Consider the following 26,908-nt stretch of genomic DNA (forward strand, 5'->3'; position numbering starts at 1 on the left):
AACCTAACATGGCATGAAAGCACATCTCATGAAACACAAACCGATCTTTTCTACTCTCACGCTATTATTCATGTTTGGCAGTCTGCTTTCCGGTTTCGCGAGAGCCCCTGAGACGGCGAAAATCATCTATTCCTCCGAACCGAACGTTAAGTTGAAGAGCAACAGAGACATCTATATCATGAACCCAGACGGGACAGGACAGGTCAAGTTAACGCGACATCCTGCAGCCGACTCGCAACCTGCATGGTCGCCGACAGGAGAAAAGATTCTCTTTACTTCAAATCGCGATGGTCTCTCGGACCTTTTTCTGATGAATCCGGACGGAACAAACGTCCAACAGGTATTTCGGAAACTGACAGGTAGACAACACGGCACCTGGTCCCCCGATGGAAAACAGATTGCTTACTATCGTATTGACGCAAATGACAAAACAGGTATCTACATCGCTGCAATTGACGGCACCGGGGAGGAACGAATCGCAGACGGCTGGCATCCAGCGTGGTCCCCAGATGGCTCCGAAATAGCCTTTGTTTCATTGGATGACATTGGGATTCGCACTATCAACTTGCAAACCCGTTCAGAAGACATAGTACTGGCGATGGAACAAGCAACCGCCTTCGATCCGGCTTGGTCACCTGATGGAAGTAAAATCGCTTTTACCCGCATAGATTTGCTCGCGCTTATTCTGGGTGGCGTTTTAAAAGATGGCGCGAAACTTATAAAGGGTCCGGCTCAGACCATCTATACTGTGAACCGAGATGGCAGTGGGTTAGCGCAAGTTGTTTTTGATGATGCCCAAGCTTCTGACGCATCTTGGGCACCGCGCGGCAATAAACTCGTGTATGAACGACTCGCTGGAAAGCAATTTCAACTCTTTGAAATCAACGTAGGTAGTCGCGTGTCACAACAACTGACAGACAGCGATCACAATACGGATCCGGATTGGTTCGACCCATTGGCTTTGTCTGTTACACCACAACCACAGTTATCCACCTCAGTGTGGGGAAAAATTAAAGTGGATTAGGAAGCGGGACGGACTGTCCGCAGTTGTCCTCGAATGTCAACTTGGACTTTCCAATTGTTCCAACGCGGTAGCAGCACTGCGGCTAATGTTGGCTGCCGGATGCCGCGCTGCCATCGCAACGTGACCAATTTTTGGGCAGGATTGTATTCTACATCGAATTTAGCACCGTTGACAGAAAATTCTCTTGGATACTGTGCTTCCATTTCAGCGATGGTGTCAGGGTCTATCTCAGTGAACACCAGATCGTCCATTGAAAGGAGTTGGCATTCCTCTGCAACCTCCACCCCTAACAGAGCGAGTCGCGAGACCAACCATGTGTGCGGTGTCACATCTGCGGTTTCCGCGATAGGCGTATCAGGATTGAGGGCACACTGCAGCTGCCAAGCATCGATCGCTCGTGTGAGTTGCTCACCAACTCCACGGAACAGAGATCCAGAGAGAATGAGAGATGCCAATGCGTCTCTTAACAATGCACCGTGTAGCGGGCGGCGTTCGCGTCCGATCTCCCTGCCTGCATATTCGGTTACCACTTCTGCAACAATGTCCTCACCCTCCAATCTGGGGGCGGTAAGTTGCGAAGTGCCAATCCCCGCATCGACGAGATCGGCAAAAGCGCAAGGCACGGCAGTGCGTCCGAGCAATTGAACGCGTGTGCCTTTGCCAACACCAACGGTTTCCAAGATTAAAGCGGCATGCTGTCCTTCTGGAAGGAGTGAGTCGGAATCAAGTAAAACCTCCCCTTGCTCATTCCCCCATGCCTTCCCTTTTCGTCTGCGCACGTAAGCACAAGCGTCCCACTCACGTAAAAGATAAGCAGTAAGCGCGGCTCGGTCAGGTTGTGGCGATGCGTTCTCTTTCATCACGGGTGGCAGTTGAAAAAACGCCCTGAGCTGCGTCGCGATCCTGCGACACTCAGCAATGGCGGTCCTGTGGAGATGATGGCGTTTTTCATCACCGCAGCGTAAAGTTCGGATCGCCGTCGTTGCGTCACACCCATCGCGAAATAGGTCTTTCTGGCGGGCATTCCGAACAGCGTCCTGTTGTTCAATCGGCATACGGGTCATGCGCTGCCATAACGGAGCAGGACGTTCCAAAGTGGCTATCAAATCAATGAGATCGCGTCGGAGAGAGGGTGGTGCTTTTACGAGCAACCGAGCATGCAGTGGATTGACAGGTAACGCACAGATTTTCGCGCCTTCGGTTGTGAGCATGCCATCACCAGAGAGGATGCCCCAACTTTTCAACGCAGTTTGCGCACGTTCCACTGCGAAGTCAGGCGGCGCATCGAGAAACGTCAAATCCTGTGGACGAAAGCCAGTCGAGGCGACCGTTAGCACAAATTGCGTCAAATCCTCTCGCCGCACCTCTGGAAGCGTTTCCTGCTCAAGTTGCCCCTGTTCCTCCCAGAGTCTGTAGCAGATTCCTGGACCGAGGCGACCTGCTCGTCCGCGACGTTGTTCGGCTGACGCTTGGGAGATCGGACGCAATGCTAAAACAATACGTCGGTTTTGATGGATACGCTGGCGCACCAAGCCAGTATCTACAACCGCAGTGATACCCGGAAGTGTGATTGATGTCTCAGCGACGTTGGTTGCGAGAATGACCCGGCGGCGTTCGGAATGTGTCTCGAATGCTATGTCTTGGGCATCGGGGGACAGATCTCCGTGAAGTGGAACAATCTCAATGTTTTGCATCTTGCGAAGGGCATCCTGGCATTCATTGATTTCACCTTTGCCGGGCAGGAAAACCAAGACATTTCCGGTAGTCTCTTTGAGGGCACGACGGACACCTTTTCCAACGCGTTCCACTAAATCACGGGAGGTCGGAACGACTGTTCCACCAAGATACCGCACGTTAACGGGATAGACGCGTCCTTCCGCCCGCAGCACCCGTCCTCCAATAAACCGTGCGAGGTGCTGTGCGGCTATCGTGGCAGACATAATAACGAGCCTTGCATCGCGTCGCTTTTTTCGGCATATCGCGAGAAAGAGATCTGCTTCGACACCGCGTTCGTGGAATTCGTCTAAGACGATGGTCCCATATTGATCCAATTCCGATCCTGCAGCATACCGCAAAGCGACACCGGGTGTGACGAAACGGATACGGGTTAAAGCATCGGAACCAACATCTTCAAAGCGGACAGTATAACCGACAGAATGCCCTAACGGTTCGCCGCACTGCTTTGCCACCCACCGTGCGAGCGAACGACACGCGACACGCCTCGGTTCGACAACAAGTACTGGAGCATCGGACAGTTCAGCACACCACGGGGGAATTTGTGTCGATTTTCCACTACCGGTTGGTGCTACAATTACCACAGGACCTGCTGCGATTGTCTCCTGAAACGTCCCCTTTAATTCTGTAATTGGAAGCGCGACTTCGTTCATGAGAGGTATTATAGCGGATAGTTGATTCAGTATCAAGCAGGGTTATCAGTTTTCAGTTTGCTTCGCAGTGAGAACGATCAGAAGGCGAGGTTAGAAACCGCGCCAGCGGGGACTGGTTAGAATGCGTCGGGAATCGGAGTTGCCTCCTACAGAAGAATTGAGGAGCTGAACGCGCCTCAAACGTTCTTGACTTTTCTGGGTCTTTCTGATATTATAACTCCATATCAATCAACAAATATTTTAAAGGTAAATAAGTTATGTTGCAGCAGAAACTGACAAAAAACACACAAGCAAAAAAACAGAAAGTTTACTGTCTATTTTCATTGATAGCATTAGCCCTCCTATTGGTTTTCCAGCATTATGCTTATAGTCAAGAATACGTCATTGTAGAGAGTGAAAAAGGCGATAGACTCACCGGCAATTGGCGCGGTGCCACGGATACGCACTTCAAAGTCGAATATAATGGGCAGATTTTACAACTGCCACTGGCAGGACACACTCTCAAATTTCCATCAGATTTGGCGCACGTTCCCGACCGAACCGCTGCAAAGTATTATCGCAATGGACTTACATTACTGGAGTTAGGACTTCCCGAAAACGCACAACGACGATTTGAAGCCGCTATTGAAGAATTCCCAAAATACCCGGATGCTCACTATCAACTCGGATTACTTTACAGAGCAAACGGTGACAATGCGAACGCATTGGAACGATTTCGTTCCGTAGCCATCCTTGATGCTCCGAGTTTCGACCTTGTGCCACTCCTTCATGAACTCGGGAATATTGCCCTTGCGAACGAAACTTACGATGTCGCAGCGGATAACTACCAACTGATTCTCACCCATTATCCAGATCACCCCGATGTCCCAGGATTAAAATATATCACGGGCTTCCTACTCGTCGAGCAATTGGATGATCCAAGTGCCGGATTATTCCTTCTCGAAGCTGCAGTCAAAGATTATCCGGACATGGCATCACATGAAAAAGCACTCTTTCTGATTGGAAAACTACAGGCAGATATGGACCCGTTGGAAAATGCGCTCCACACCTTAGACAGATTTGTCACCCATTATTCAGAGAGTGAGTGGATTTATGACGCACACCTCATCCGTGCAGCGACCAACTTAAAATTGGGTAGACTGGAAGCAGCGGCGAATGAAGCGATTCACGTCAGCGAGATTAGCGCAGATGCGGCGATAAAGGAACAAGCAAAAAAAATTCTGGATCAGACGAAATGGACAGTTTACACCGAGTCAAGCGGACTCCCCGATAACCACATCCAAGCAATGACGACCGATGGCACACGGCTATGGATCGGTACCCCAAAAGGGGTAATGTTATTCGAGACTGCCTTTGACAAATGGATTGCGTTTGACGTTGTTGCACAACTGATTAACACTGCCTTGGAAAACGTGCCAGATGTTACAGCCATTGCAGCAAACTCGCAAGAAGTGTGGGTCGGGACACGTTCTCAGGGTGTGATTCACTATAGTCAACTCACAGGCGACATTCAAAACTACTCCCCAGCTGATGGATTTCCTGCTTGGATTAAGGACATTAAGATGGATGAAACGGAGATTTGGTTCGCTACAGATACGGGAATCATTCGGCGGATTCGCGGGAGCGTTGATCCGCCTCTTCTCTACAATACCGAGACCAGTTTCATCACTACAGACGACATCGATACCTTATTGCTCACGCCTCAAACGGTTTGGTGTGCCTCAGCAGCCGGAGATGTCATAATGTTTGATCGGGAAAAAGAGGAGTGGGATTCCTATCGCTCTACGGAAATCCGCGAGGGCATGAAGGTGGTGGGGCTCGATATTGCAGAAGAGCAGTTGCTCTTTACGTGGTTCAATGCCGATGAAAAATCCAACGGTTATTTTCGAGCAGACCTGGATGGCGGGAATGGGAAATCGACTACCCTGGACACAGGTATAGAAAATGAAGACGATCTAAGGAACATCTACATCAGAGGTGCGCTTGACACCTCACCGCTAACGAAAGAAGAACCTAAGGTAGAACCGGTAGAAGAAATACCGGATCCGACAATACCCGAATTTTCACCAGAGACACAAGGATTCGGAATTGAACCGGAAATAGAAGGATTAGAAACTGAACCACCGCCTCCCACGCCACAAATCCCGTTGGTCCTGTGGATAGCGACGAACAAAGATCTGTATACACATCACACTCGCTCTGCGGATGTATGGGAGTACACAACGACACCCCAGATACTCACGGGTGAATTGATAGTAGATTCTCTCGTCGTGGTAAACAATAGAATCTGGTTAGCGACCTCTAACGGTTTAGCAACTATGAATGCTCAATAAACCTGTTCGCAAGCGTAAGATACGAAAACCGCAAGGTAAATTTATAAAATGCAACCGACATCCACAAAACTTATTACGCGTTGGGCAACTGGTGAACCCATCCAGGTCGAGGACGAGTTGGTTGTTGAGGAACCGCTTGAGATTCGGGTGGGACAACAGAGTTTGATCGTTGTGATGCGGACGCCCGGACACGATTTTGAACTCGCCGCGGGCTTTCTTTATACGGAAAGCCTCATCACTTCCGGTGATGACATCGAAATCATCGCCTATTGTGATGAAGAAGATTCTGGGACGCAGTCGTCGGGTTTATCGTCGTTGCAGAATATTGTCAACGTTCGCCTTACGGAGGAACTGGACCTTGATGCCGAATCAGGTTGGCAGCGGAATTTCCACGCAAATGCGAGTTGTGGACTCTGTGGCAAAATGACGATTGAATCCGTTAGACAGCAGGTATCGCCGTTGAATTCCGGATTCCACACCAATCAAGAGGTATTCTATAAACTCAACGATCGGTTAAGAAAAGCGCAATCCGTTTTTGAAAAAACGGGTGGACTCCACGCCGCTGGGTTATTCGATGAAAAGGGTGAACTCCTGATTATCAGGGAGGACATAGGCAGACACAACGCTGTCGATAAAGTGATCGGACACGCGTTACTATCTGACTTGGTGCCGCTTGATCGGTATATCTTGATGGTGAGCGGACGCGCCAGTTTTGAAATCGTCCAGAAAGCTCTGTTTGCGCGTATCCCGATTATCGTCGCCGTCTCGGCAGCATCTACACTCGCCGTAGATCTCGCCACAGAGGGTAACCTCACGTTAATAGGTTTCATGCGGGGGCAGAGCATGGCAGTCTATAGTTGTCCAGAACGCATTCACTGTCAATAGCGCACAAACGAAAAGGAGAGTCGGATAACTTTTGCTATCTTTTTGAGATGACGCGTCTCTATAGGGGTAAAAGGAATTCGGGCTTACAAAGCCCTCCTATAAAGGAGCAAAATTTTTATGTTAAGCATTTTAAACGGCATCCAAGGGCTCGTCAATCTTCTATTTTTCGTAGCTATTGTTGGGACTTTGGTGGTCTCGTGGATATATGCCAGCCGGTTGAAGAAACAGTACGGTGCCGAGTTTCCGTGGAGCAAAACAGCCTCTATTGTCGGGATCGAAGTCCTACTTTGGATGGGATTTAACTTTTTCTGGGAAATTTTTGAAGCGTTCTGGCTGCCAATTACGATTGTCGCCATTATTGTTATTGTGCTTATCTCGCGAAAGAAAAGGAGATATGTATGAGCAAAGTTAAGGGTGGTGTGCCTTGAACGCGCGCTACCCAAAAAATGAACCTAAGGAGTGCTAAATATGAGTCGGACAGGGAGAGCCGTGGTCGCGTGCGGCAAAGATTTTGAAATTCGTGAGTACCCGGTTCCTGAACCTGAACCTAACACGGTGCTGCTTCGTCAGGAGTTAGCAGGGATTTGCGGAACTGACCTTCACAACTGGCAGAACGGCTTCCAACAAGAAGTTTTACTCGGACATGAAAACGTCGGTATTATTGAGGCGATTGGTGAAGGCGTGGAAACCGATTATGTGGGTAAACCGGTTAAAGAGGGTGACAGGGTCATCTTCGCGCCGGGAACAAACTACGGTGCCTACGGCTTTCAGTGGAACCCAGATGAGGCACCACATTTTCGCGGTGGGTTTGCGGATTATATGTATCTCAACTACCCGAATACATGCTTCATGAAGACCGATGCATCACCTGAAGTTGCTGTACTCACAGAGCCGTTTACTGTCGGTGTTCACGCCGCAATGCGGGGTGAAATAAAATTGGGGGATACCGTCGTTGTGCAGGGTTCCGGTGCTATTGGGCTTGTGACGCTTGCGTGTGCGAAATTGAGCGGTGCCGCAAAAGCGATTATGGTCGGTGGACCTGCCGGACGATTGGAACTCGCGAAACGACTCGGTGCCGACGTAACGATTGACATTGAGGAGGTCACTTCTGTCGAGGAACGGACGGAACTCGTGAAAGCGGAAACGCCCCGTAAAGAGGGGGCAGATGTCGTCTTTGAATGCGCGGGTTTCCTTCCGGCAACGCCAGAGGGTTTGGGTTACACACGCCGTAGCGGGACTTTTGTTGAAGTTGGGCATTTTGTAGATATGGGTTCAATCGATTTCAATATCAACCAATTGTTGATGCGCAAAAACCTTCGTGTTGAAGCTATTTGGGGAAGCAGTTACGAGCACTTCGTTCGTGGTTTACCACTCCTTGAACAGAGCAATTTGCCGTTCGCCGACATGATTAGCCACCAACTGCCACTCTCACAGGTTGGGGACGGATTTAAGGCACTTGACGGCGGTTATCGTATTAAAGGTGAAACGGCGATTAAAATTGCGGTTCGGGCTGAAGAATAAACAAATTCAAGAAAATCGTGCGTTCAAGCGCATATAATGTGCGCTGGTATCGCGCGCCCACAGGAGGCATAATTAATGGCAAAAACGTATCGCGTCGGCTTCGCATCTCTTGTGCATGACCATGTATGGGGTGAACTTCGCCACTGGAAGGCACATCCAAACGTTGAAATTGTCGCTGCAGGCGATGTCAATGCGGAATTACGCGCCCAATTCAGCGCAGAAGTCGGTATCGAGAATATCTATAACTCTTGGCAAGAAATGGTGGAGAAAGAGGAATTAGATATTGTCCAAGCGGCCTCGGAAAACAATGCGGGTGCTGACATCGTCGAAGCGGCAGCGGCGAAAGGGATCCACGTCGTATCCGAAAAGCCGATGGCTGCGCGACTCTCACAAGCGGATCGGATGCTTGCCGCAGCGGAGAACGCTGGTACCCTATTGATGGTGAACTGGCCCACCGCATGGAGTCCCGCACTCAACACCGCAATGAACCTCATCAAAGATGGGGCGATTGGCGACATTTTCTATTTCAAATGGCGTTCCGCACATAATGGACCGATGGAAATCGGGTGCTCTCGCTACTTCTATGAGTGGCTCTACGATGAAGAGAAAAATGGTGCAGGTGCGTTGATGGATTACTGTTGTTACTGCGCCGATATGTGTGCCTACCTCCTCGGTCTGCCACAGCAAGTAACGGCGTTCCGCGGCACCTTTGTTAAAGACTATCCGATCCCTGACGACAACGCCGTCATCGTCATGAAATACGGCAATGCGTTTGGACTCACGGAAGCATCTTGGACCCAAAAGGTTGGCTATATCACACCGAATCCGGTAGTCTATGGCACGGAGGGCGCGTTGATGGTAAGCGGCAACGAAGTTCACCTGCATCCTGCAAATGGCGACGCTGAAGTAGTTACCCCTGAACCACTCCCAGAGGGCAAACGCAACGCCGCGGAATACTTTATTCACTGCTTGGAGACAGGCGAACCGATTGAAGGTCTGTGCAGTGCCAAAGTGAGCCGTGATGCCCAAGAAATCCTCGAAGCGGGACTGGTGTCAGCGGATAGTGGACAGGTTGTTAACTTGCCGATGTCGTAAAGTATCACGGGTGCGGTTTCAGACCGTGCCCATAGGAACGTCAGGAGAAATTGATGAGCAATAGAATTCCAATAGCGTTACAACTATATTCCGTTAGAGATGATTGTGCAGGCGACCTATCTTTAACGCTCCAAGCGGTCGCACAGATGGGTTATGAAGGTGTTGAGTTTGCGGGTTACTATGATCGGACTGCCGAAGAATTACGCGGGATGTGCGATGACCTCGGATTGAAAGTTGCGGGGACGCATACAGGGATAAACACACTTCTCGGTGATGAACTCGCCAAAACGGTTGAATTCAACAAGGGACTCGGCAATCCGTATCTGATTGTGCCGGGACTCTCTGCGGAGTACCAAGGTTCGCAACAAGCATGGCGTGAGACAGCAAAACTCTTCAACGATATTGCTGAAAAAATCGCTGATCAAGGGATGTTCACGGGTTACCACAATCACACAGGTGAATTCACACCGATGGAAGATGAAGTTCCGTGGGATATATTCGGCGAGAACACCCGTGACGATGTCGTGATGCAAATTGACATCGGTCATGCCCTTCGCGCAGGTGCCGACCCTGTGGCGTATATTGAACGCTATCCCGGTAGATCGAAATTGGTGCACCTGAAAGAGTATTCACCTACGAATGACAAGGCAAACGTCGGTGAAGGTGAGATTCCGTGGGAGGCTGTGTTCCATGCCTGTGAAACCGTCGGTGGCACGGAGTGGTACATCGTTGAACAGGAAAGTTACGCCTATCCACCTCTTGAATGTGCGGAACGCTGCATCGAAAATCTACGAAAGATGGGGAAAATTTCTTAATTATACCTTGCGGAGAAACAACGGACGTTTGAACGCTAACGTGCGTCCCTCAAATCCGTTTGCGTGTTTTTGCAATGTAATACAAGGAATGAATTTCGTCTATTCCCAGACTAAATCCGGTGTTTCTGCGTATTGTTGCAAGCTGCGTTTAAAAACCTTTCCGTAGATCCGCTTTCCACTTCGTTTCAAGCTGCGCGCTTTTTATGCTAAAATCCAAAAATAGATTGACACCTAAAGGACAGCGACCTACCAGTCGTTCCGATAGTGTTGAAACAGATCTTTTGCTCTGGTGGGAAGATTTTTATCTTCCCATTTTCGAGTACGTCCTCCCAAAAATTGGGAATCTGGAAGGGAAAAAGGTCCTTGAACTCGGTACTGGTACTGGGGGCACTGCGACGCTGCTGGCGAAACGGGGTGCCTCTGTTATCGGCATAGATTTACTGCCTTTTCGACTCGCTGAAGCGCAGGCGCGCGCAACAGAACACAACGTCGTTGAGGCGGTTAATTTTGCCCTGATGGACGCGACGCATCTCGCCTTTCCCGATAATACCTTCGATTTTATCATTTCTAAATCCGTATTGGTTTTCACAGATCATCGGCAAACTGCGAAAGAATGCTACCGCGTTCTCAAACCGGAGGGAAAAGCGATCTTCATGGAAAACATGCGCCATCACCCGATGGTATGGTTGTATCGGAAAATGTTCCTGAAGTATTCGGGTAAACTGCGTTACTTTTCAGTGGGGGATATTGAAACCGTCGGTGCTGAATTTGAGAAGTTGGAGCATCGTGAGTTTCATCTCTCCGCCGTGAGCGCACTGTTTTGGCAGAAATGCATTTCTATCCCACTATTTTATCGGTGGAGCCTTCGCATCCTTAAAGTGATTGATACATCTCTCCTGAAATGCCTACCATTCCTCAAGCGATTCTGTTGGATTACTGCGATGATTTGCCACAGAGATTAGTGATCTGACATACTTCCATAGTTAAGTGCGTAGGATGGGTTGAACCATAGGTGTCAATTTAAGAAAAAACTGATCGTGGTACCGTAGGTTGGGTAGAACGGATTCCATCAAACCCCGAAAAAGGCACAGAAAAATGGAAACTCGCCAGACACGCTATAGCCACCAGATACCGAGTGAAACCCAACGCTTTGGGGGGAGACTTCCGTGACACTGACCGCATGAAGTTGGGTTTCACTGTGTTTTTGAGAGTATAGGGTGTCTATCAAATTTCAGGTGTGTTTGGCACCCCGATGTTCGCCTTCTCAACACCGTTCTACCCAACCTACGGGCGCATTGTTCTTGGGTTCAACCCGGTTCGGTTAGGGAACCGAACCTATCGGGGTCTGGGTGAACGTCGCGTTTAATGCAATATAAACTTTTAGAAGTGGTATAGCATGGCGGAGAAGTCTTTGCCGTTGTTAGCCATGTTTCAGCCAATTGTCAAAAAGCGGTTTGAGCCGTTCGGGGAGACTTCCTAAAAAAGTGGGTTCGTTGAGCCATTCTTGACTGGTCGGACTCTGTGGATTTGGAGGTTCATTTTCCGAAGGAACAGTGAGAACAGCATAGTGGAGCGTCTGCCGTTTTTTCCCAGAAAGGTTGTATCCTTTGTGGAGCAGGCTTGAATTGTAAAAGACGATGTCACCGGCTTTCAGGTCTACGACCCGTTGGTTCGGCATCGCTGCCTGTGGGGTTTGTCGTATGACAGCGCGCTCGGCATCTGTGAGTTCACGTCGATGGCTACCCGGGACGATATAAAGGGTCTCATCGTCATAAAGCGCACCATTGAGTTGAACGTGGCTTCTGAGTCGACTACGGAGGGTTTCAAGTGGGACTTCCCCATCGGGAGCGGAATCTCGATGCCAATTGATGTGATACGGTTTTCGATCGGAACTGAGGAGAAGCGTGCAGAGGTGATACCTTAACCTTTGCCCAATAAGTGCTTCAATGACATCTAATATCTGCGGATGTGCAAGCGCGCCGACGAGTGCTTGCTCGCGAATGCTTGGGTGAAAAATGTTATTGACCCCCCAGATGTCATCGCGTTCGCTATCTATGTAGCGTAGGTGGTCGGCGTGTAGACCTTCAACACGGCATTTGTGGAGTATCCGATCGATAGCATTCCGATAGGTTTGGATGTCGGTTTCAGAGAGTGCGCTCTTACGAATAATATAACCATTTTCAACAAAGGCATCAATTTCTGAGTGGGTTAGCATCTTAGGTTTACCTCATGACATGGTAACAGTTTCTAAGTCGAATTGTCTGGACAGTAGAGGTCGTTAAACTCAATTTCGTTTCCATCCGGATCAAAGATGAAGAAAGCCCGACATTTACCGCGCGGGTCATCAAAATCAAAAGGTCCGCGAGTCCGATATGGCAGAGAAGCGAACTGTTTGGTGAGTTGATTAATTCGATCGGTGTCCGTCACGAAGGCAAAGTGCATGGGTCCCCCTGCATCATGCCCGGGGCTTCCTGCTTCTTTGAGGACAAGATGTCCATTATCTAAGTAGATATAAAGCTGCCGATTGTTGCGCTCAAGAACTTCAAATCCGAGTAGATCTCGGTAAAACTCCGCTGCGCGTTCAAGATTGGCAACTTTAACGAAGACTTCTCCAATGCCGTAATAACCGTTCATAGCGTATCCCTCCGACACTACGGTATCTGGTAAACAAAAAGGCTCTGGATTGGTGAAATCCGGAGCCTCTTTGTCTTAGGCTACTGATACCTTAGCGTTTCTTGATGTGTGCCCATGTGGTAGCGAGTTTCCCCTGCGCTTCCACAGCAACGGCACCGAGAACTGCGCCACCAGCGAGTTCTTTTACTTCGTCTTCACTGATCGCACGTTCCCAGAAGTAGACCTCGTCAATCATGCCATCAATCCAGAAGTCGTTGCCAGCATTACCGCCGACTTGCCGTCCGACACCGAGTTCAACCGGACGCTCCGGGAACGTCAATAGTGGGGTCTCAATCGGTCTCGGATTCTGCTGTCCACTGGCGGGAACTACAGTATCACCGGTAACAGAGGAGGTTACATACGCTGTCGCTTCTTCACCATTAACAACGTAAGCGACGTGAACCCATTCCTCTTCTGCGTAAACATTGTCAGTGGCAAACCAACCTTCGCTGCCTGCCCAGCAGCTGCCCCAGGTCAAATTTGCCTCGGACGTGGTGCACATTCGCACCATGAAGTGGTCACCCCAACCGACCTTGTCGCCTTTGAAGAACATCGCGGAGTGGTTCCTGCCCCCGCCTGTTCTGATGTAGAACCACAAGGAGACAGAGAAGATACCGTCCTCTTTTTCAAGGCTTGCGGAGGAAGGGATTGCGACATACTGTCCAGTGTCCTCGCCGGTTGCGGGATTCTCTGGATTCTCAACGTTAAGTGCCATACCGAATTCCGCGTTTATGGCACTCGCCCCGTTCACAAATTCGCCATCGTTACTTCCGATGGAATCGTTTGCCGTGCCATCGTCAAAGTTCCAAACAGAGACGAGACCATCTTCAAGCCCGGCGTAGCTATTGACACCGAGCATCATAAGTGCTAAAATGAAAAACAGACAAATGTGCTTCATAATAAAGCTCCTTATCGTTTCAATTCTAACTTAGCGGGTTTGCGATAGAATCGCACGAACCCGCACTGTTTTTAGTTCCTCAATTGTATTTAGCGGTAATGATGATAGGATTTGACCTTTCCCCAAGTGGTAGCTAATTTGCCTTCCGCTTTGACAGCCAGTGCCTTTTCTGGACGTGTGCCACTACCGAGTTCCTCGACTTCCTCTTCAGAGAGGGCGCGGTCCCAGATGATAACATCGTCGATGATGCCATCAAGGAATGTATCGTTGCCATCATTGCCCCCGATACCTCGACCTGCACCGAGTTCCAAAGGACGATCTTTGAACAGATTATAGGGTTCCGGTGCCAATTTTGGGTTTTGTTGACCACTCACAGGTATTTCGGTTTTCCCGCCCTCTGGTGTTACGTATCCAATTGCCTCCTCACCATCTGCCGTCTGGCAGAGATGGAACCACTTATCGGTTTCAATGGCACCATCCGTGGCGAACCAATTTTCGGCACCGCCACTTGTTGTTCCCCACGTCAGACCGGTATCACTGGTTGTCACGATACGGAAGGTGAAGTTCGCACCCCAACCGACCTTTGCGCCTTTCCAAACCCCAGAGTGGTTTCTTCCCTCGCGGACATAGAGCCAATAGGAGACAGTATGTGCTCCCTCAATTATTGACTCAAGATCGGCGTTAAATTCAATATCCGCCCGTGAATCTTGATTCCCATCAACATCCAACGCCTTCCCAAATTTGCCATCACCCGTGATTGTAGCTCCCTTGAAGAGTTCGCCGTGTGCATTCCCTATGGCATCCGTCACCTTTCCATCGTCAAAGGTCCAGGCAGCGATGACGCCATCATTTATGTCTGCGAACGCAGAAACTGAAACACCGATCATTAACACAACGATAGCGAGTATAGAAATATATAGTTTCACTTTAATTGTCCTCCGTTAGTGGATTCTGGTAGCGAACAAACACCAACGAACCGTTTGAAGAAAAATTTGTAAGGTTGGCGTTATCCGCACCAACTTTATAATTCGGGCTGTCCAATTCGTCCATTTCTAAATTATAACGTGCGGACTGCCCATAATAGATAGCGGTCTGACACCGCATAAGCATTCATCGTAGTGCGATTCATTACGCGTCCCAGTGATGATAAATTGTCCTGTCACATATACATCAAGAATGAGACGCAGTATTATCTAAAAAGAATTTAACGAAAAAAGTAAACTTTTTCCGCAAAAACTTGTCTAATAAGTGAAAGCAAAACAGAGATGCCTCTTTGGAGATTTACACAATCCCAGTAACCCAAGTTGCTACCTAACAGACAAGCACTTGGCAGTTTTGCTTTTCAATACCATGGGGGTTCCGTTGCAGTGTTTCTACCCGGGCACAGGCTAAAATACTGAGAAGGAACTCCCCGTGGTCCCGATTATTTAGCGATTTACACACTTCGCGCCGACTTTTCATCCGACCCAGATACAAATTCAACTTGTAATATAAGAAATCTGACGCAGAAATGAGGGTTCACGCTCTATTAAAAAACAATATGTTATATAACTATTTTTGTCAAGAAAAAAAATTCATTCCGAAACAATTTCTTTCCCTTCAACTGCAATAAGCCGTTGATTCACCGAAAGGTTGGTTGCAGTATCAACAATTCCACTGTTCCAACGGATTTCCAACAAGTCAATATTTTCAGCATCCTTCAGTCCGAAATGAACCCGAAGGTCGCTGAATGCGAGATAACTTCCACTACTCTTCACTTCTGCATACTGCGTGAGTCCACCAGCAACAACTTTGATATGCGCGCCGATAGCGGAACGGTTGCTTTTTGTGCCGACGGCTTGCACCTGTATCCAATTGTTTTGGTTCCCCCCCTCATTTCTCAGGAGATCAACGGTCTGATTCCAGTTCGTGATAAGGATATCGATGTCGCCATCGTTATCATAGTCGCCAAAAGCGGCAGCTCGACTTGTCTTACGCAGTGCGAACCCCTCTCCCATCTGTGCTGTGACATTCGCGAATTTCCCATTACCTAAATTCCGAAAGAGTAGATTTTGCTGCGGTGTCGTCGTGGATCGATCGACCTCGGCGATGTTGTCCATGGTATGCCCATTTGCGACGAATATATCCTTGTAACCGTCGTTATCGACATCGAGAAAACCGATGCCCCAACCGAGGTAACGATGTGTGTGTTCGGCAACCCCAGCAGGAATTGTGGCATCAATGAAAAAGTTGTCCCCTTCATTGTGGTAGAGAGTATTCGTCTCGTTCTGGAAGTTACTGACTGTGAGATCTAATTTGCCATCGTTGTCATAATCTGCGAAGGCGACCCCCATCCCCGCTTCTGCTTTTCCCATATCGCTGCAGCTGACACCAGAAAGCAATCCCGCCTCTTCAAAGGTGCCGTCGCCTTGATTTTCAAATAGGAAATTGAAATCCTGATCGTTGGCGACATAGATGTCAATGTCACCATCGTTGTCACTATCTCCAATGGCAACGCCGAGACCGTGCGCAGCAGGGACGCTTAACAAACCGCTCTGTTCGGTCAGATTGATGAAAGTGCCGTCCCCTTTGTTACGATACAATACATCTGGTTGCGGGGGATAAGAACTCGGACCACAGTAAACAGCAATGTCGTGTCGATAACACGGTTTGTCAGTATTAGGGGTATATTTCGCATAATTGCTCACGTAGAGTTCCAGAAACCCATCATTGTCAAAGTCAGCAAAGGCACAACTCGTTCCCCATCCGGTATCTGCGACCTGTGCGGCGGCTGCGACATCGGTGAAAGTGCCATTCCCATTGTTACGGTAAAGTGCATTGTCACCGAAGTTGGTTACATAGAGGTCTATGTTGCCATCGTTATCGTAATCGCCGGCGGTTGCGCCGACACCATAGCGGGTATCGCCGACACCTGCGATGCTGGTGACATCTGTGAAAGTGCCATCACCGTTGTTGTGGTAGAGAACGTTCGTAGGGAGTGGCGCAGCGACCTGCTCTCCCTGCGGACTCGCATTGATAAGGTAGATGTCCAAATATCCGTCGTTATCGTAATCGAAGAAGCCACCGCCTGATCCGTATTGCTCATTAAAGAGACGTTCGCCGCTTTCACCGTCGGTGTGCTTGAAGTGAATCCTTGATTCTTCAGCCACCTCAACAAAAGTGACAGCGTATACTACAGACGACACGAAAAAGGCACACATTAGGAAAGAAAAACGAATTTTTAATTTTACCTTGCGGATAAACACTGTGGGTTTCATCTGTGGCATGCCTTTCTCAAATCCGCCTGCGTGTTTTTGCTTGGGTATTTCTGCGTATTGTTGCAGGCTACTGCTTTGAGTCTAACGAACACGTCTTAACGGAGACAGAAATTAAAAACGCTTTTTTGTAGCCTCCATCGCCAGACGAATCTCGTTCAAGCGGTCTTTGTAGGCGGTATTCTTCGGTTCTAAGTCAATTGCGCGTAAGATAGACTGTTCCGCCTGCGTATATGCTCCGTAGCGGTAGTATGCGTAAGCGAGGGTATCCAAGCGAGCGGCATTAGCGTCTAACGCGACAGCACGTTCCGCCAATTCAACTGCGCGCTTCAGGTGCTCACCTTGCGATGCATAAAGCCACGCGAGATTGTTATGCGCATCTGCCGAGTTTTCATCCACAGCAATCGCTTGCGTAAAAGCGTGAATAGCATCTGAGACCTGCTGCTGTTTGAGATGAAGAACGCCCTGTCGTACCCACGCTTTTGCGTCATTGGGATGGATGGATGTCAATTGTTGGTAAACGGCAATCGCGTCGGCAAACATGTGTTGCTGGGCATAGACCTCTGCGAGTCCATAGTAGGCTGGGGTTAAATTCTTATCCCGTTGAATCGCTGTTTGAAGACAACTCTGTGCTTCAGTGAACTTGCGTTGGCGAGCGTGCAACCAACCGAGATGGAGATGTGCTTCAGCGTCTGTATCATCAAGCGCAATAAGGTGTTGAAAAGCTGAAACTGCTTCTGCGAACTGCCCCGTCTGCATGTAAAGTCCGCCCAAATTGTGATAAAGCAGGAGTGTATTGGGATGCAACGCAGTAGCGATTTTATAGGCGTGAATTGCTTCCTTAGAGTTGCCGATTTCAATGTGTGCTTCTGCCAGTTTCACATGTGGCTCTAAGGCAGTCGGTTGCTCCAGCAAGCGTCTGCGATATCGGTTCGTCTGATCGTTATAGGTTTTCACCCGTTGGAAAGAGGTCATCAATTTTTTCGCTTCCGCCAGATTCTGTTTGGCAACATCACCATCCGAACGCTGTCCCAAACGTCGATAAACGAGCGCGAGATTGTAATGGGTCTCGGCGTGATACGGCGCGATCGTGAGAGCCGTCTGGTAATTCTGGGCGGCGTCCTCTAATCTATCCTGTAGGAACGCAATTTTGCCCAACCCCTGATAGACGGGTGCGAGGCTTTCATCCAGTGCGAGTGCCTGCTGATACGCACGTTTCGCCAACGCCAACTTACCTCTTTGGACGTAAGTATCGGCAAGTCGGAAAAAGGGTTCAGCGTTCTTTGGTAGCATGGCGACAGCGTGTTGCCCGTGGTTTTCAGCGTCTACGAACCTTCCTTGTGAATGGTAAAGCCGCGCCAGACAGACATGGGCAACACCGTGAGTCCGTGGCGATGCAGGCAATTCCAAAGCATGGAGATACGCCTCTAACGCATCGTCGGTTTTTTCCTTGAGTCTATAAACCGCACCGAGTTCGCAGTACGCCTCTGCATTTTGTGGGTTCAATTGCAAGACTCGCTGAAAATCGGCGAGTGCTTCGTCATAAAGTCCCAATTGGATTGCGCGCATCCCGCTGGCATAATATTTGGACTGTTCGTCGTCAAACACATTATCGGTTTGCTGAGCAAAAACCAGAGATGCAACAAAGCAGAAAGCGAGGAAGTTCGTCACAAACCAACTTTTTTTCCCATGACCGCTTTTGAAGTGATTCCACATCTGCTTCACCGTTGTGCCTCCGAATGATATACCAAGGCATCTCCAATAATTGTCGCCAGCAGATTGATTTCGCAGTGTGCTGGATCCCATTCAAAGAGAATTAGGTTCGTCTGCGCTTCTACGCGTTTTTTTGCGTTAAGGAGACGCATCGGTTGTAGCGTGGCGAGTGAGACTGATTCCTCAAGGGAAATACCTGCAAACCGGACACTGTTCTCAATACCGCGTGCTAATTCGATAGCAGAACCGGCGAGATACTCTGTCCCGACCAATCGGACACATCGTTCTGCGGTCAATTCCACCGATTTTCCTGCAAACTGATAGATACCGGGCTTCATTCCGGCTAAAGCGACAGCATCGCTGACAAGAAGGCACCGATCAAGCGTTTTGGCGCGTATCATCGACTTAGCAACGGTAGGCGGGAGGTGATGCCCATCAACAATAAGGCTTGCCCAGAGCTCATCAGCACCGAGTTGCTCCCAAATATAATTCGGATGGCGACGAATTAAGGCGTGCGCACCATTGCCGAGATGCGTGGACAGTCTCGCGCCAGCGTCAATTGCCGCTCGAATATCGTCCGCCGAAGCATCTGTATGTCCCAATGCAACGACAATCCCATTCGCGACCAGCTTTTCAATAAACGGACTGGCACCCTTTTTTTCAGGGGCGAGCGTTACAATGGTGATTTGCCCTTCGGCACTGTCCTGCCACCGCTGAAACTCGTCCCAATCCGGTTCTCTCACATGCTCTAACGGATGTGCGCCTCGCGGTCCATCCTCGGCGGAGATATAGGGTCCTTCAAGATGGATTCCAAGCACTGAGTGTGCAACAAGCGGATCGGCTTTACACGCTTTTAGAATAGCACGAAGGGAATTACGGATTCCCTCAAAAGAACCCGTCACAACTGTGGGACACAAGAAGCCGGTGCCGACCCGCCACAGGGCGCGGACCATTTCGGATACATCTTCCGACGTAACGGTAGCAACATTGAGGTCGAATCCAGCAAAACCATTCACCTGAATATCTATCAATGCCGGTGCGATCCATGTGTTGCTGTTGACAGAGCCTACTTTGTGAATTGTTTGAACGTGCCCATCAGTCAGAACAATCTCGGTAGGGGTGTTATTGAAAAGTGTACATCCACGAAATTTCATGTTTTTTATAGCAGTCAGCCATCAGCAGTCAGCGCGGAATAGAAGATTGAAAGTCCCTTAGATGGAAGAATGGAAAGATAGGTGTCCGACTGTGCAACCTTCCAACCAAGCCTTGCTACCCAAACACTAAAGGTTCCCAATGGTTTCTATAATACCTGAAAACGGATTTGTTACCAAGAAAAAAGGGTTGCATTTTTTGGCGAAATTCGGTTAAAGTATATTCAAGAACATCTGAACCAGTTTACGGAACTATCGTCTGATTTCTTCGGAGCAAGTTTTCGGAACATATAGGTCACGCCGAAATTTCTGCTGAAGGGAGTAACGATTTGGACGTGGAGGACAAAATGGAATATTTAGCATACGGAAAAGGCAGGGCATCTCAATAACACCTGTGAAAACTATGAAGCTGGCGGCAAACTGATGTTGAAGGCTCTTGACGAAGGTATCACGTTCTGGGATACCGCCGAAGGTTATGGAAGTCAACCGCATCTCGGAGAGGCAGTACGTCAAATTCCGCGAGAGGAAGTTGTCATACAAACGAAAACCGGTGCGAAAGATTATGAAGGTGCCAAGGCAACACGTTCTCTTCAGGAAATGCAAACGGATTACTTAGATGTTCTATTACTGCACGGTATCGCCTCGCCTGAAGATTTAGTATCGCGAGAAGGCGCACTCGACGCGTTCCGAGAAGCAAAAGCGGCTGGCAAAATCCGAGTTATTGGCTGTTCTACACATATCTATACAGGTTCGGTGATGGACGCAGTGATTGACCACCCAGAACTTGAGGTAATTCTGACGACAGCCAATAAAGAGGGTAAGATGTTAGAGGGCGGTCCTTTTAATCGGCATCTGGAATACATCGAACGTGCCTATTCGCTCGGTAAAGGCATCAGTATCATGAAGGTTATCGTCGCAGGTGATATTCCAGAGGCAGATATGCCGGAATGGATTGCGTGGGGTTTTAACCTCGAAACGGCACATGCGATCAACCTCGGTATCAGCGATTACCCGCACATCACACTGGATGTCGGTCTTGCCCGTGCGAGTGCGAGACGACGTTTGATACAACGTAAAGCGGCTTAAAGGCGGTTGGCAATTGGCTGTTAGCGAATGGTGACTGGCAATTAGCAATCAGAAAGAGGTCCGTAAAGAGGTTTTCTTACAACCAAACTGATAGCCTGCAACAATACGCAGAAATACCCAAGCAAAAACACGCAGGCGGATATAAGGGAAGCACGTAATAGTCCAAACGCACGTTGTTCCTCCGCAAGGTAAAAATAAAAAATTGAAACAACTACGCGGCAAACCGCTCAAAGACTTTCTGAAGCAGGTGAAACCGCCGGAAAGAGAACTGGTTTTTATCCTACAAGACGTGCAAGACCCGGTGAATGTCGGTTCTGCATTTCGGATAGCGGACGCATGTCGTGTGAAAGAACTAATCTTGACAGGTATCAGCGCACAACCGCCCCACCCATTGGTGCGCAAAGTGGCACGCGGGAAACACAGAAGGGTCAAATGGCGATACACTGAGCAGGCAGCGGACGCGATTGCATTACTTAAAGCCGATGGTTACATGAGCTGCGCTTTAGAAGTTACTGCGCACTCCATGCGTTACGATGAGGCAGACTATCCAGAAAAAATCTGTCTCATCGTAGGACACGAAGACCACGGGGTAACGAAACGAACGCTTGCTGCCTGTGACATGGTCATCTATCTTCCAATGTATGGCGCGGGAGCCTCACTGAACGTTCACGTCTCGCTCGGTATCGCCGCCTATCACATTTTACATCAATTTTAATAGTTGTCAGTTATCAGCACGCTGCGCTTTCAGTTATCAGTTAAGAGATCTTGGTTTAACAATACCGTCTTTTAACTTATAACCGACAGCCGACAACTCATAACTACAAAGAGATACGTATCCAATCAGAGAACGACGATTGACTTAATGGATCAACCGTAGCGAGGACCATAGTAAAAAATGTCGAAAACGATGCGAGCGATTATGTGTCGCGAACCGTGGGATTACCGCCTCGAAGAGGTCCCGATGCCAGAGGCAGGTCCCGGCGAAGTCGTCATTAAGGTGAATGCATGCGGGGTCTGCGCAAGCGACATTAAGTGTTATACAGGCGCGCCACTCTTCTGGGGAGATGAGAATCGCAAACCGTATGTAGAAGCACCCGTTATTGCTGGACACGAATTCATCGGTGAAGTCGTGGAACTCGGTCAGGGGGCTGGCGAGAAGTATAAACTTGAAATCGGTGATACGGCTATTGCAGAGCAGATAGTTCCGTGTTGGGAGTGTCGGTATTGCCGAACTGGGAAGTACTGGCTTTGCCAAGTCCATAACATCTATGGGTTTCAACCGGTCGTGAACGGTGGTATGGCGGACTATATGAAGTTCCCGGCGCGCTCGCTTGTCTACAAGGTGCCTTCTGAGATTCCGACAGCAAATGCCGCAGTGATTGAACCACTCGCTTGTTCTATTCATGCCATCCAACGCGGAAACATTGAGTTTGGTGATGTTGTCGTGATTGCGGGGGCAGGCACGCTTGGACTCGGTATGATCGGCGCGGCACGGTTGAAAAATCCGGGTGTGCTTATCGCCATCGACCTGATGCCGAACCGGTTAGAGGTTGCCAAAAAATTGGGAGCGGATATTGGAATTAATCCATCGGAAACGGATGCTGTTCAAGAGGTGTTGGATCTCACGGAAGGCTACGGCTGTGATGTCTATATTGAGGCAACGGGACACCCGAAGGCGGTTGAGCAGGGACTGCACATGATTCGGAAGGCAGGCACCTTCGTCGAATTCAGCGTTATGCGGGAACCGGTAACAGTGGACTGGACGATCATCGGCGACACGAAAGAATTGAATATCCACGGTTCGCATTTAGGACCGTATGCGTATCCGCTGGCGATTGATTATATCCATCGCGGTTTAATTGAAGTCGAGCATATTGTGACGCATCAACTGCCGTTGGCGGACTATCTCACAGGATTCGAGATGGTTCAAGAAGGGGCGGATTCGATTAAGGTACAGTTGGTGCCTTAACTTTGTCCAACAGATGCCTGACTTGCCGCTTTGAAGACGGCATTAATTGCCCCGAAGAGAACTGGCAAATTATCTATACTAAAACCCGTTCTATTTTGGATGAAGGCATCGTTAACAAGTTTCCCAAATTGCCATCGTTCCCCATCGCTGACAATACCGTACACCGGGGTATCCGGATCATCGTTGATTTTTTGGGCAGCGACTAATTCTGCCAAGCATTGTCCCCAGCCTTGCTCAAAATCATTCTTCTTTGCTTCAACAGCAATTATCAAGGGTGTTCCAACAACAGTCATCCCTAATTCGGATTTTGTAGCGACGAGGTAATCTGGCGTACCGTTCAGGGTTTCATCATAGGTAATGGGTTCCCTTATCCAGAGCGCGTAAGTATCAGCATACGCTTTGTAAGCCTCCTTTAAAACAGGAAAAATAATCGCTTCACAGCGCGATGCCTCAGATGAGAAAACGTTGACGTTTTCCATAGTAAATTTGAATTCTTGCAAAAACTGCTCCGAAGGGCTCGCCGCTTTAACTTTGAAAAAGTCATTTGTTATGTATTTGATTCTAAATTTTTTTTGGACTTCAGAGACCCTTTTGAAATCACTAAATGCCATGATTTTTATGCCTCCGGTGGATAATAACCTGCAGGTAACAACTCGGATTAACATATATTATATCTCAATATAGAATATAAACGTAATCTTTTTCTCATACCGTATTCCACACTTGGAGTGGATGAAAAGTGTGGACAGATACGGAGTTCCGCGTATACGCGGAGAGGGGTAAACCGATTTCAGCATTTTAGATTTGATCCTTTTCAAAAACTCTGGTAGAATACACGGGAATATGAAGAGACAGTAAGAACAACCAAAACAAAAAACGATATACGAGAATATAAGGAGTTAGGCAATCCCTCCGGTTTCTTGCCTAATTTTCCGATGAAAATTACCGAGATTGAATCAATTCCATTGCGTGTGCCTTACGAAGAACGGATTCGCAAGAGATACTATCACTTCGCGATGACCGAGTTGGTCACGGTCTATAAATTTTATACCGATACCGGTCTCATCGGTCTCGGAGAGAACCCAGGACCGCCGTTTGATCAGGAGGTGCTGGATGCCTATCTCGGCACGAATCCGTTCGATCACGTCATGGGTGACGGACGTTTTAATCTCGACATGGCGTGCTACGACCTGATGGGGAAACATCTTGGTCTGCCAGCATGGAAATTGATGGGTCAACAGGTTCGACAGTGGGTTGCGATGGGGTGGTGGATGCCGTGTATGTCTCCTGAGGACACCGCTGCTGAGGTTCAAGTCGCTGCTGAACGCGGATACCGCGGTTTGAAGTGTAAAGCTCGGGCTTTCTACGATGTTGTCGAGCAGTCGCATGCGATCCAAGAGGTCGCGTCCCCTGACTTTCGCGTGGAGTTCGACTTCAACGGCTCGTTAATTAATGTCGAAAAGGCACTACCTATCCTACGGGAACTGGAGAAAATTCCGGTCGTCAAGGGTCTCGAAGAACCGATTTTCGCTTATGATGTGGAGGGGTGGCGACGGTTACATCAAGAGATTCGGATTCCGTTCTATTTGCATGGTGTCGGTGTTATCCGGGAGGGTGCCTCGCGTCAACCCTCTGGTCCATGGATTGGACTTCGGGTAGGCGATTTTGACGGTGCGCTGTGTAGCCACGAGAGTGTCAAAAGTGCGTTGGCATCGGGGTGGGCTTTCGCTGCTGCGAATACACCGATCCTACTCCAGTATGTCGGGACTGGTATTACGGCGGCATTTGCGTGTCATCTGGGAGCCGTGATACCGACAGCCACTATACCGGGTGTCACTGCGAGCCACGCTTATGAAAGCGATCTACTTGTTACACCGCACAAAGTCCAGCGCGGATTTATGCAGGTCCCTGACGGTCCCGGTCTCGGTGTCGCATTAGATGAAGATGCCGTGAAACGGTATTCCCAAACGCCTGAACCGACATGGGCGCGGCACATCTCCGTTGTCACGTTACCGGGTGGCATAAAGCACTACTACCGAAACCTGCAACAAGCGGAACGTCTCATGAAGCAGGGGGTGGACGAATCTTATGCTCCGGGTGTCCGTCTGGATGAGTGGGAGGACGACGGTAGTGAAGCGTTTGACCAACTCTTCAAGCAGTTACAGGAGAGAGATTGGCCCGTGTGGGAGACATCGGTTTAGTGTTGGGTTTCGCTATAATCCCAATGATGTTAAGATGCCTGAATTCCGAAGGTGAGACTTTAGTCTTGGGAGTTCTCCGTGATCTCCGCTCTACCCAACCTACGCACTACGCACGAATCAGCTAACCTGTATGACAAGGAGTAGCATATTATGATGACACCTGAACAACGTTATCTTTTCGATGTTACCGGTTACCTTCACCTGAAGAATGTCATGAGTGACGAAGAACTGAAAACGGCGCAAGAAGCCGCAAACGAATACATCAACACGCCTACTGAAGAACTCCCACCCGGATTTAATTCCAGCGAAAAGAACCTCCCAAACGGCTTTGCCTTTGCGAAACCCTTAGAGGCACTCACGATGCACCGATCAACGTGGCCGATCATCAAGGAACTGACGAATAACAAACCGCAGTTGATGCGTGGCACAATGATTGCGGATCGGGCGGGTGTGTCAGAGTCGGCGGAAGGGCTCCGCTTGCATTGCGCACGAGAGGATTTTGGATGGCACTGTAACCGTTATGAGGTCCGACACGGTCAAATCTTCTGTGACGATTTTGTTGTCTTTCCGTATCTGTTCGATGTGCATCCGGGAGATGGTGGATTGCTGGTCGTTCCCGGCACACACAAGACTCTTTTTGATCGTCCCGAACACCTCTACAACAACGGAAAGATTAAGGATACTGATGATGTTCCAGAAGGGGTCGTTAACATCACACCAAAGGCAGGGGATTTCGTAATCATCTCTGAACTCTTGACGCACGGTGCACTGCCTTGGAAACCGAAAGACCGCTATCGTTGCGTCCTGACCTTACGCTACAGACCGCAACATCGTGGCGAGAGTCGAGTGCCGCCAGAGGTTAGAACACGATTATCACCAGAAACGCTGGAACTCATCTCCCAGGCAGACCACTATCACACGAAAGAGATCGTTAAAAAGGATGTTATTACATTGACGTAATCGGGGTTACAACCCCCACTTTGGGGTTACAAACCCTCCCCCCAAATGCGTTCTTAGATTTGCGTTAATCGACGGGTCTTACTGCTGGCGTGCCATGCTGCTCACACCATGAGGCAAGTGGGCTTTCACCACCGCCTGGATGATATTCTTGCGTTTTCTTGAAGGGTTCTCCAACCAGATACCGATCGAGCGGCGACAACTTATCCAACAAATCCTGTTCCTGTGTCCGATAATCCATCGGCATTACCCAACGGTAACCGTAACCGAACATTACAGCTTTGCGCGTCTGGTCAGTTAGGTTTGTTGCCCCTGCATGAAAAATACGATTCTCAAACAGTAGGCAATCGCCGGGTTGTAGGCTCGGTTCGAGGGCACCCTCTGGATCCACCTTTCCTTCTGGAATGGAAATCCGTTCGAGCAGATGATTGCTACCGGGAGCGACGAGCGTTGCACCGGAATTGGGTTCGCTCAGATCGGTGAAGTAGTAGGCGCATTTTAGCAAGATGCGTGGTAACGTGTTACCGTGTGTTCTTGTCGCGATAGCGTAGTCGCGATGCCAACCCGGCATACGGGCGGTGTCCGGTGTGTCCGGTGGATCCGGGTGTTTATATATCAGGTGTGAGGTCATGAGTTGCAAATGCGCCCCGAGCAGCTGCACGACAACAGGCAGAATGGTCTCCTGCGCGATGAGGGGAATGAAGGTATCGTCAATGGAAATGCAATTTCGGAAACTGTCATATAAGTTGTTGGAGTTGTGTTGGCGGTTCTCACGCCGATCGCTCGCCATGAGTCGATCGCTCGCTTCAATGAGTTCTTCAAGAGTATCCGAATCCAGCACGTTCCGGACGATGAGATAGCCATTGTCGTCAAAATGACGTATGTCTTCATCGGAGAGCGGATACCAGTCGAGGTCAATCGCTGCTTCGTTTGTGTGTGCCATTGT

The 26,908-nt window shown here is 49.1% G+C and carries 23 protein-coding genes; 13 read left to right on the top strand and 10 right to left on the bottom strand.

What is annotated here, in order from left to right; all coding sequences use genetic code 11:
- The first annotated feature begins 28 nt into the window (after positions 1-28).
- Positions 29-1,024, top strand: coding sequence for a PD40 domain-containing protein (locus J4G07_01845; protein ID MCE2412724.1), 996 nt, complete (start codon positions 29-31; stop codon positions 1,022-1,024).
- On the opposite strand, the gene J4G07_01850 is transcribed toward J4G07_01845, so the two are convergent.
- Positions 1,021-3,411 carry an ATP-dependent RNA helicase gene (locus J4G07_01850; protein MCE2412725.1) on the bottom strand — a complete coding sequence of 797 codons (2,391 nt, stop codon included), beginning with the start codon at positions 3,409-3,411 and terminating at the stop codon, positions 1,021-1,023. The two genes, J4G07_01845 and J4G07_01850, sit on opposite strands and share 4 nt — an antisense overlap.
- Before the next feature lie 257 nt (positions 3,412-3,668).
- On the opposite strand from J4G07_01850, the gene J4G07_01855 reads away from it, so the two are divergent.
- From J4G07_01855 to J4G07_01885, 7 genes are all read left to right on the top strand, one after another.
- On the top strand, positions 3,669-5,744 hold the full coding sequence (locus tag J4G07_01855; GenBank protein ID MCE2412726.1) for a tetratricopeptide repeat protein: 2,076 nt from the start codon (positions 3,669-3,671) through the stop codon (positions 5,742-5,744).
- 48 nt (positions 5,745-5,792) lie between these two features.
- Positions 5,793-6,629, top strand: a complete 837-nt coding sequence (fdhD, locus tag J4G07_01860) for a formate dehydrogenase accessory sulfurtransferase FdhD (GenBank protein ID MCE2412727.1) — start codon at positions 5,793-5,795, stop codon at positions 6,627-6,629.
- A gap of 117 nt (positions 6,630-6,746) precedes the next feature.
- The gene (locus tag J4G07_01865) at positions 6,747-7,031 is read left to right on the top strand and encodes a hypothetical protein (GenBank protein MCE2412728.1); all 285 of its coding nucleotides are present in this window, start codon (positions 6,747-6,749) and stop codon (positions 7,029-7,031) included.
- Positions 7,032-7,097: 66 nt separating this feature from the next.
- The gene (locus J4G07_01870; protein MCE2412729.1) at positions 7,098-8,150 is read left to right on the top strand and encodes a zinc-binding dehydrogenase; all 1,053 of its coding nucleotides are present in this window, start codon (positions 7,098-7,100) and stop codon (positions 8,148-8,150) included.
- 75 nt (positions 8,151-8,225) lie between these two features.
- Complete coding sequence (locus J4G07_01875; protein MCE2412730.1) at positions 8,226-9,245, top strand: Gfo/Idh/MocA family oxidoreductase; 1,020 nt, start codon at positions 8,226-8,228, stop codon at positions 9,243-9,245.
- Positions 9,246-9,298: 53 nt separating this feature from the next.
- Complete coding sequence (locus J4G07_01880) at positions 9,299-10,060, top strand: sugar phosphate isomerase/epimerase (protein MCE2412731.1); 762 nt, start codon at positions 9,299-9,301, stop codon at positions 10,058-10,060.
- Between the two features lie 203 nt (positions 10,061-10,263).
- A complete protein-coding gene (locus J4G07_01885; protein ID MCE2412732.1) occupies positions 10,264-11,022 on the top strand; it encodes a class I SAM-dependent methyltransferase in 759 nt (252 codons plus the stop codon).
- A gap of 458 nt (positions 11,023-11,480) precedes the next feature.
- Here the strand turns inward: J4G07_01885 and J4G07_01890 are convergent, their stop codons facing one another.
- From J4G07_01890 to J4G07_01920, 7 genes are all read right to left on the bottom strand, one after another.
- On the bottom strand, positions 11,481-12,275 hold the full coding sequence (locus J4G07_01890; GenBank protein MCE2412733.1) for a phytanoyl-CoA dioxygenase family protein: 795 nt from the start codon (positions 12,273-12,275) through the stop codon (positions 11,481-11,483).
- Between the two features lie 32 nt (positions 12,276-12,307).
- The gene (locus tag J4G07_01895) at positions 12,308-12,694 is read right to left on the bottom strand and encodes a VOC family protein (GenBank protein MCE2412734.1); all 387 of its coding nucleotides are present in this window, start codon (positions 12,692-12,694) and stop codon (positions 12,308-12,310) included.
- Positions 12,695-12,785: 91 nt separating this feature from the next.
- Positions 12,786-13,631 carry a LamG domain-containing protein gene (locus J4G07_01900; protein MCE2412735.1) on the bottom strand — a complete coding sequence of 282 codons (846 nt, stop codon included), beginning with the start codon at positions 13,629-13,631 and terminating at the stop codon, positions 12,786-12,788.
- Positions 13,632-13,720: 89 nt separating this feature from the next.
- The gene (locus J4G07_01905) at positions 13,721-14,557 is read right to left on the bottom strand and encodes a hypothetical protein (GenBank protein ID MCE2412736.1); all 837 of its coding nucleotides are present in this window, start codon (positions 14,555-14,557) and stop codon (positions 13,721-13,723) included.
- A gap of 648 nt (positions 14,558-15,205) precedes the next feature.
- Positions 15,206-16,816, bottom strand: a complete 1,611-nt coding sequence (locus J4G07_01910) for a CRTAC1 family protein (GenBank protein ID MCE2412737.1) — start codon at positions 16,814-16,816, stop codon at positions 15,206-15,208.
- Between the two features lie 183 nt (positions 16,817-16,999).
- The gene (locus tag J4G07_01915) at positions 17,000-18,610 is read right to left on the bottom strand and encodes a tetratricopeptide repeat protein (protein ID MCE2412738.1); all 1,611 of its coding nucleotides are present in this window, start codon (positions 18,608-18,610) and stop codon (positions 17,000-17,002) included.
- Positions 18,607-19,752, bottom strand: a complete 1,146-nt coding sequence (locus tag J4G07_01920) for an amidohydrolase family protein (GenBank protein MCE2412739.1) — start codon at positions 19,750-19,752, stop codon at positions 18,607-18,609. The genes J4G07_01915 and J4G07_01920 overlap by 4 nt, the downstream gene beginning before the upstream one ends.
- Before the next feature lie 420 nt (positions 19,753-20,172).
- Here J4G07_01920 and J4G07_01925 point away from each other — a divergent pair, with 420 nt between their 5' ends.
- From J4G07_01925 to J4G07_01935, 3 genes are all read left to right on the top strand, one after another.
- Positions 20,173-20,835 carry an aldo/keto reductase gene (locus tag J4G07_01925; GenBank protein MCE2412740.1) on the top strand — a complete coding sequence of 221 codons (663 nt, stop codon included), beginning with the start codon at positions 20,173-20,175 and terminating at the stop codon, positions 20,833-20,835.
- Positions 20,836-21,037: 202 nt separating this feature from the next.
- Positions 21,038-21,550 (top strand): tRNA methyltransferase, encoded by a 513-nt coding sequence (locus tag J4G07_01930; protein MCE2412741.1) that lies wholly within the window; start codon positions 21,038-21,040, stop codon positions 21,548-21,550.
- 180 nt (positions 21,551-21,730) lie between these two features.
- Positions 21,731-22,804 (top strand): alcohol dehydrogenase catalytic domain-containing protein, encoded by a 1,074-nt coding sequence (locus J4G07_01935; GenBank protein MCE2412742.1) that lies wholly within the window; start codon positions 21,731-21,733, stop codon positions 22,802-22,804.
- Here J4G07_01935 and J4G07_01940 read toward each other — a convergent pair.
- Entirely contained in the window at positions 22,801-23,415 is a 615-nt protein-coding gene (locus J4G07_01940; protein MCE2412743.1) for a hypothetical protein, read from the bottom strand. The genes J4G07_01935 and J4G07_01940 overlap by 4 nt on opposite strands.
- 309 nt (positions 23,416-23,724) lie before the next feature.
- On the opposite strand from J4G07_01940, the gene J4G07_01945 reads away from it, so the two are divergent.
- Positions 23,725-25,005: a hypothetical protein gene (locus J4G07_01945; protein MCE2412744.1), complete on the top strand. Its 1,281-nt coding sequence runs from the start codon at positions 23,725-23,727 to the stop codon at positions 25,003-25,005.
- A 150-nt stretch (positions 25,006-25,155) separates the two neighbouring features.
- The gene (locus tag J4G07_01950; GenBank protein MCE2412745.1) at positions 25,156-25,965 is read left to right on the top strand and encodes a phytanoyl-CoA dioxygenase family protein; all 810 of its coding nucleotides are present in this window, start codon (positions 25,156-25,158) and stop codon (positions 25,963-25,965) included.
- A gap of 64 nt (positions 25,966-26,029) precedes the next feature.
- Here the strand turns inward: J4G07_01950 and J4G07_01955 are convergent, their stop codons facing one another.
- Positions 26,030-26,905: a phytanoyl-CoA dioxygenase family protein gene (locus J4G07_01955; protein MCE2412746.1), complete on the bottom strand. Its 876-nt coding sequence runs from the start codon at positions 26,903-26,905 to the stop codon at positions 26,030-26,032.
- Between the last annotated feature and the right edge of the window lie 3 nt (positions 26,906-26,908).

The sequence above is a fragment of the Candidatus Poribacteria bacterium genome, from assembly GCA_021295715.1.
In the GTDB taxonomy this organism is placed as follows: domain Bacteria; phylum Poribacteria; class WGA-4E; order WGA-4E; family WGA-3G; genus WGA-3G.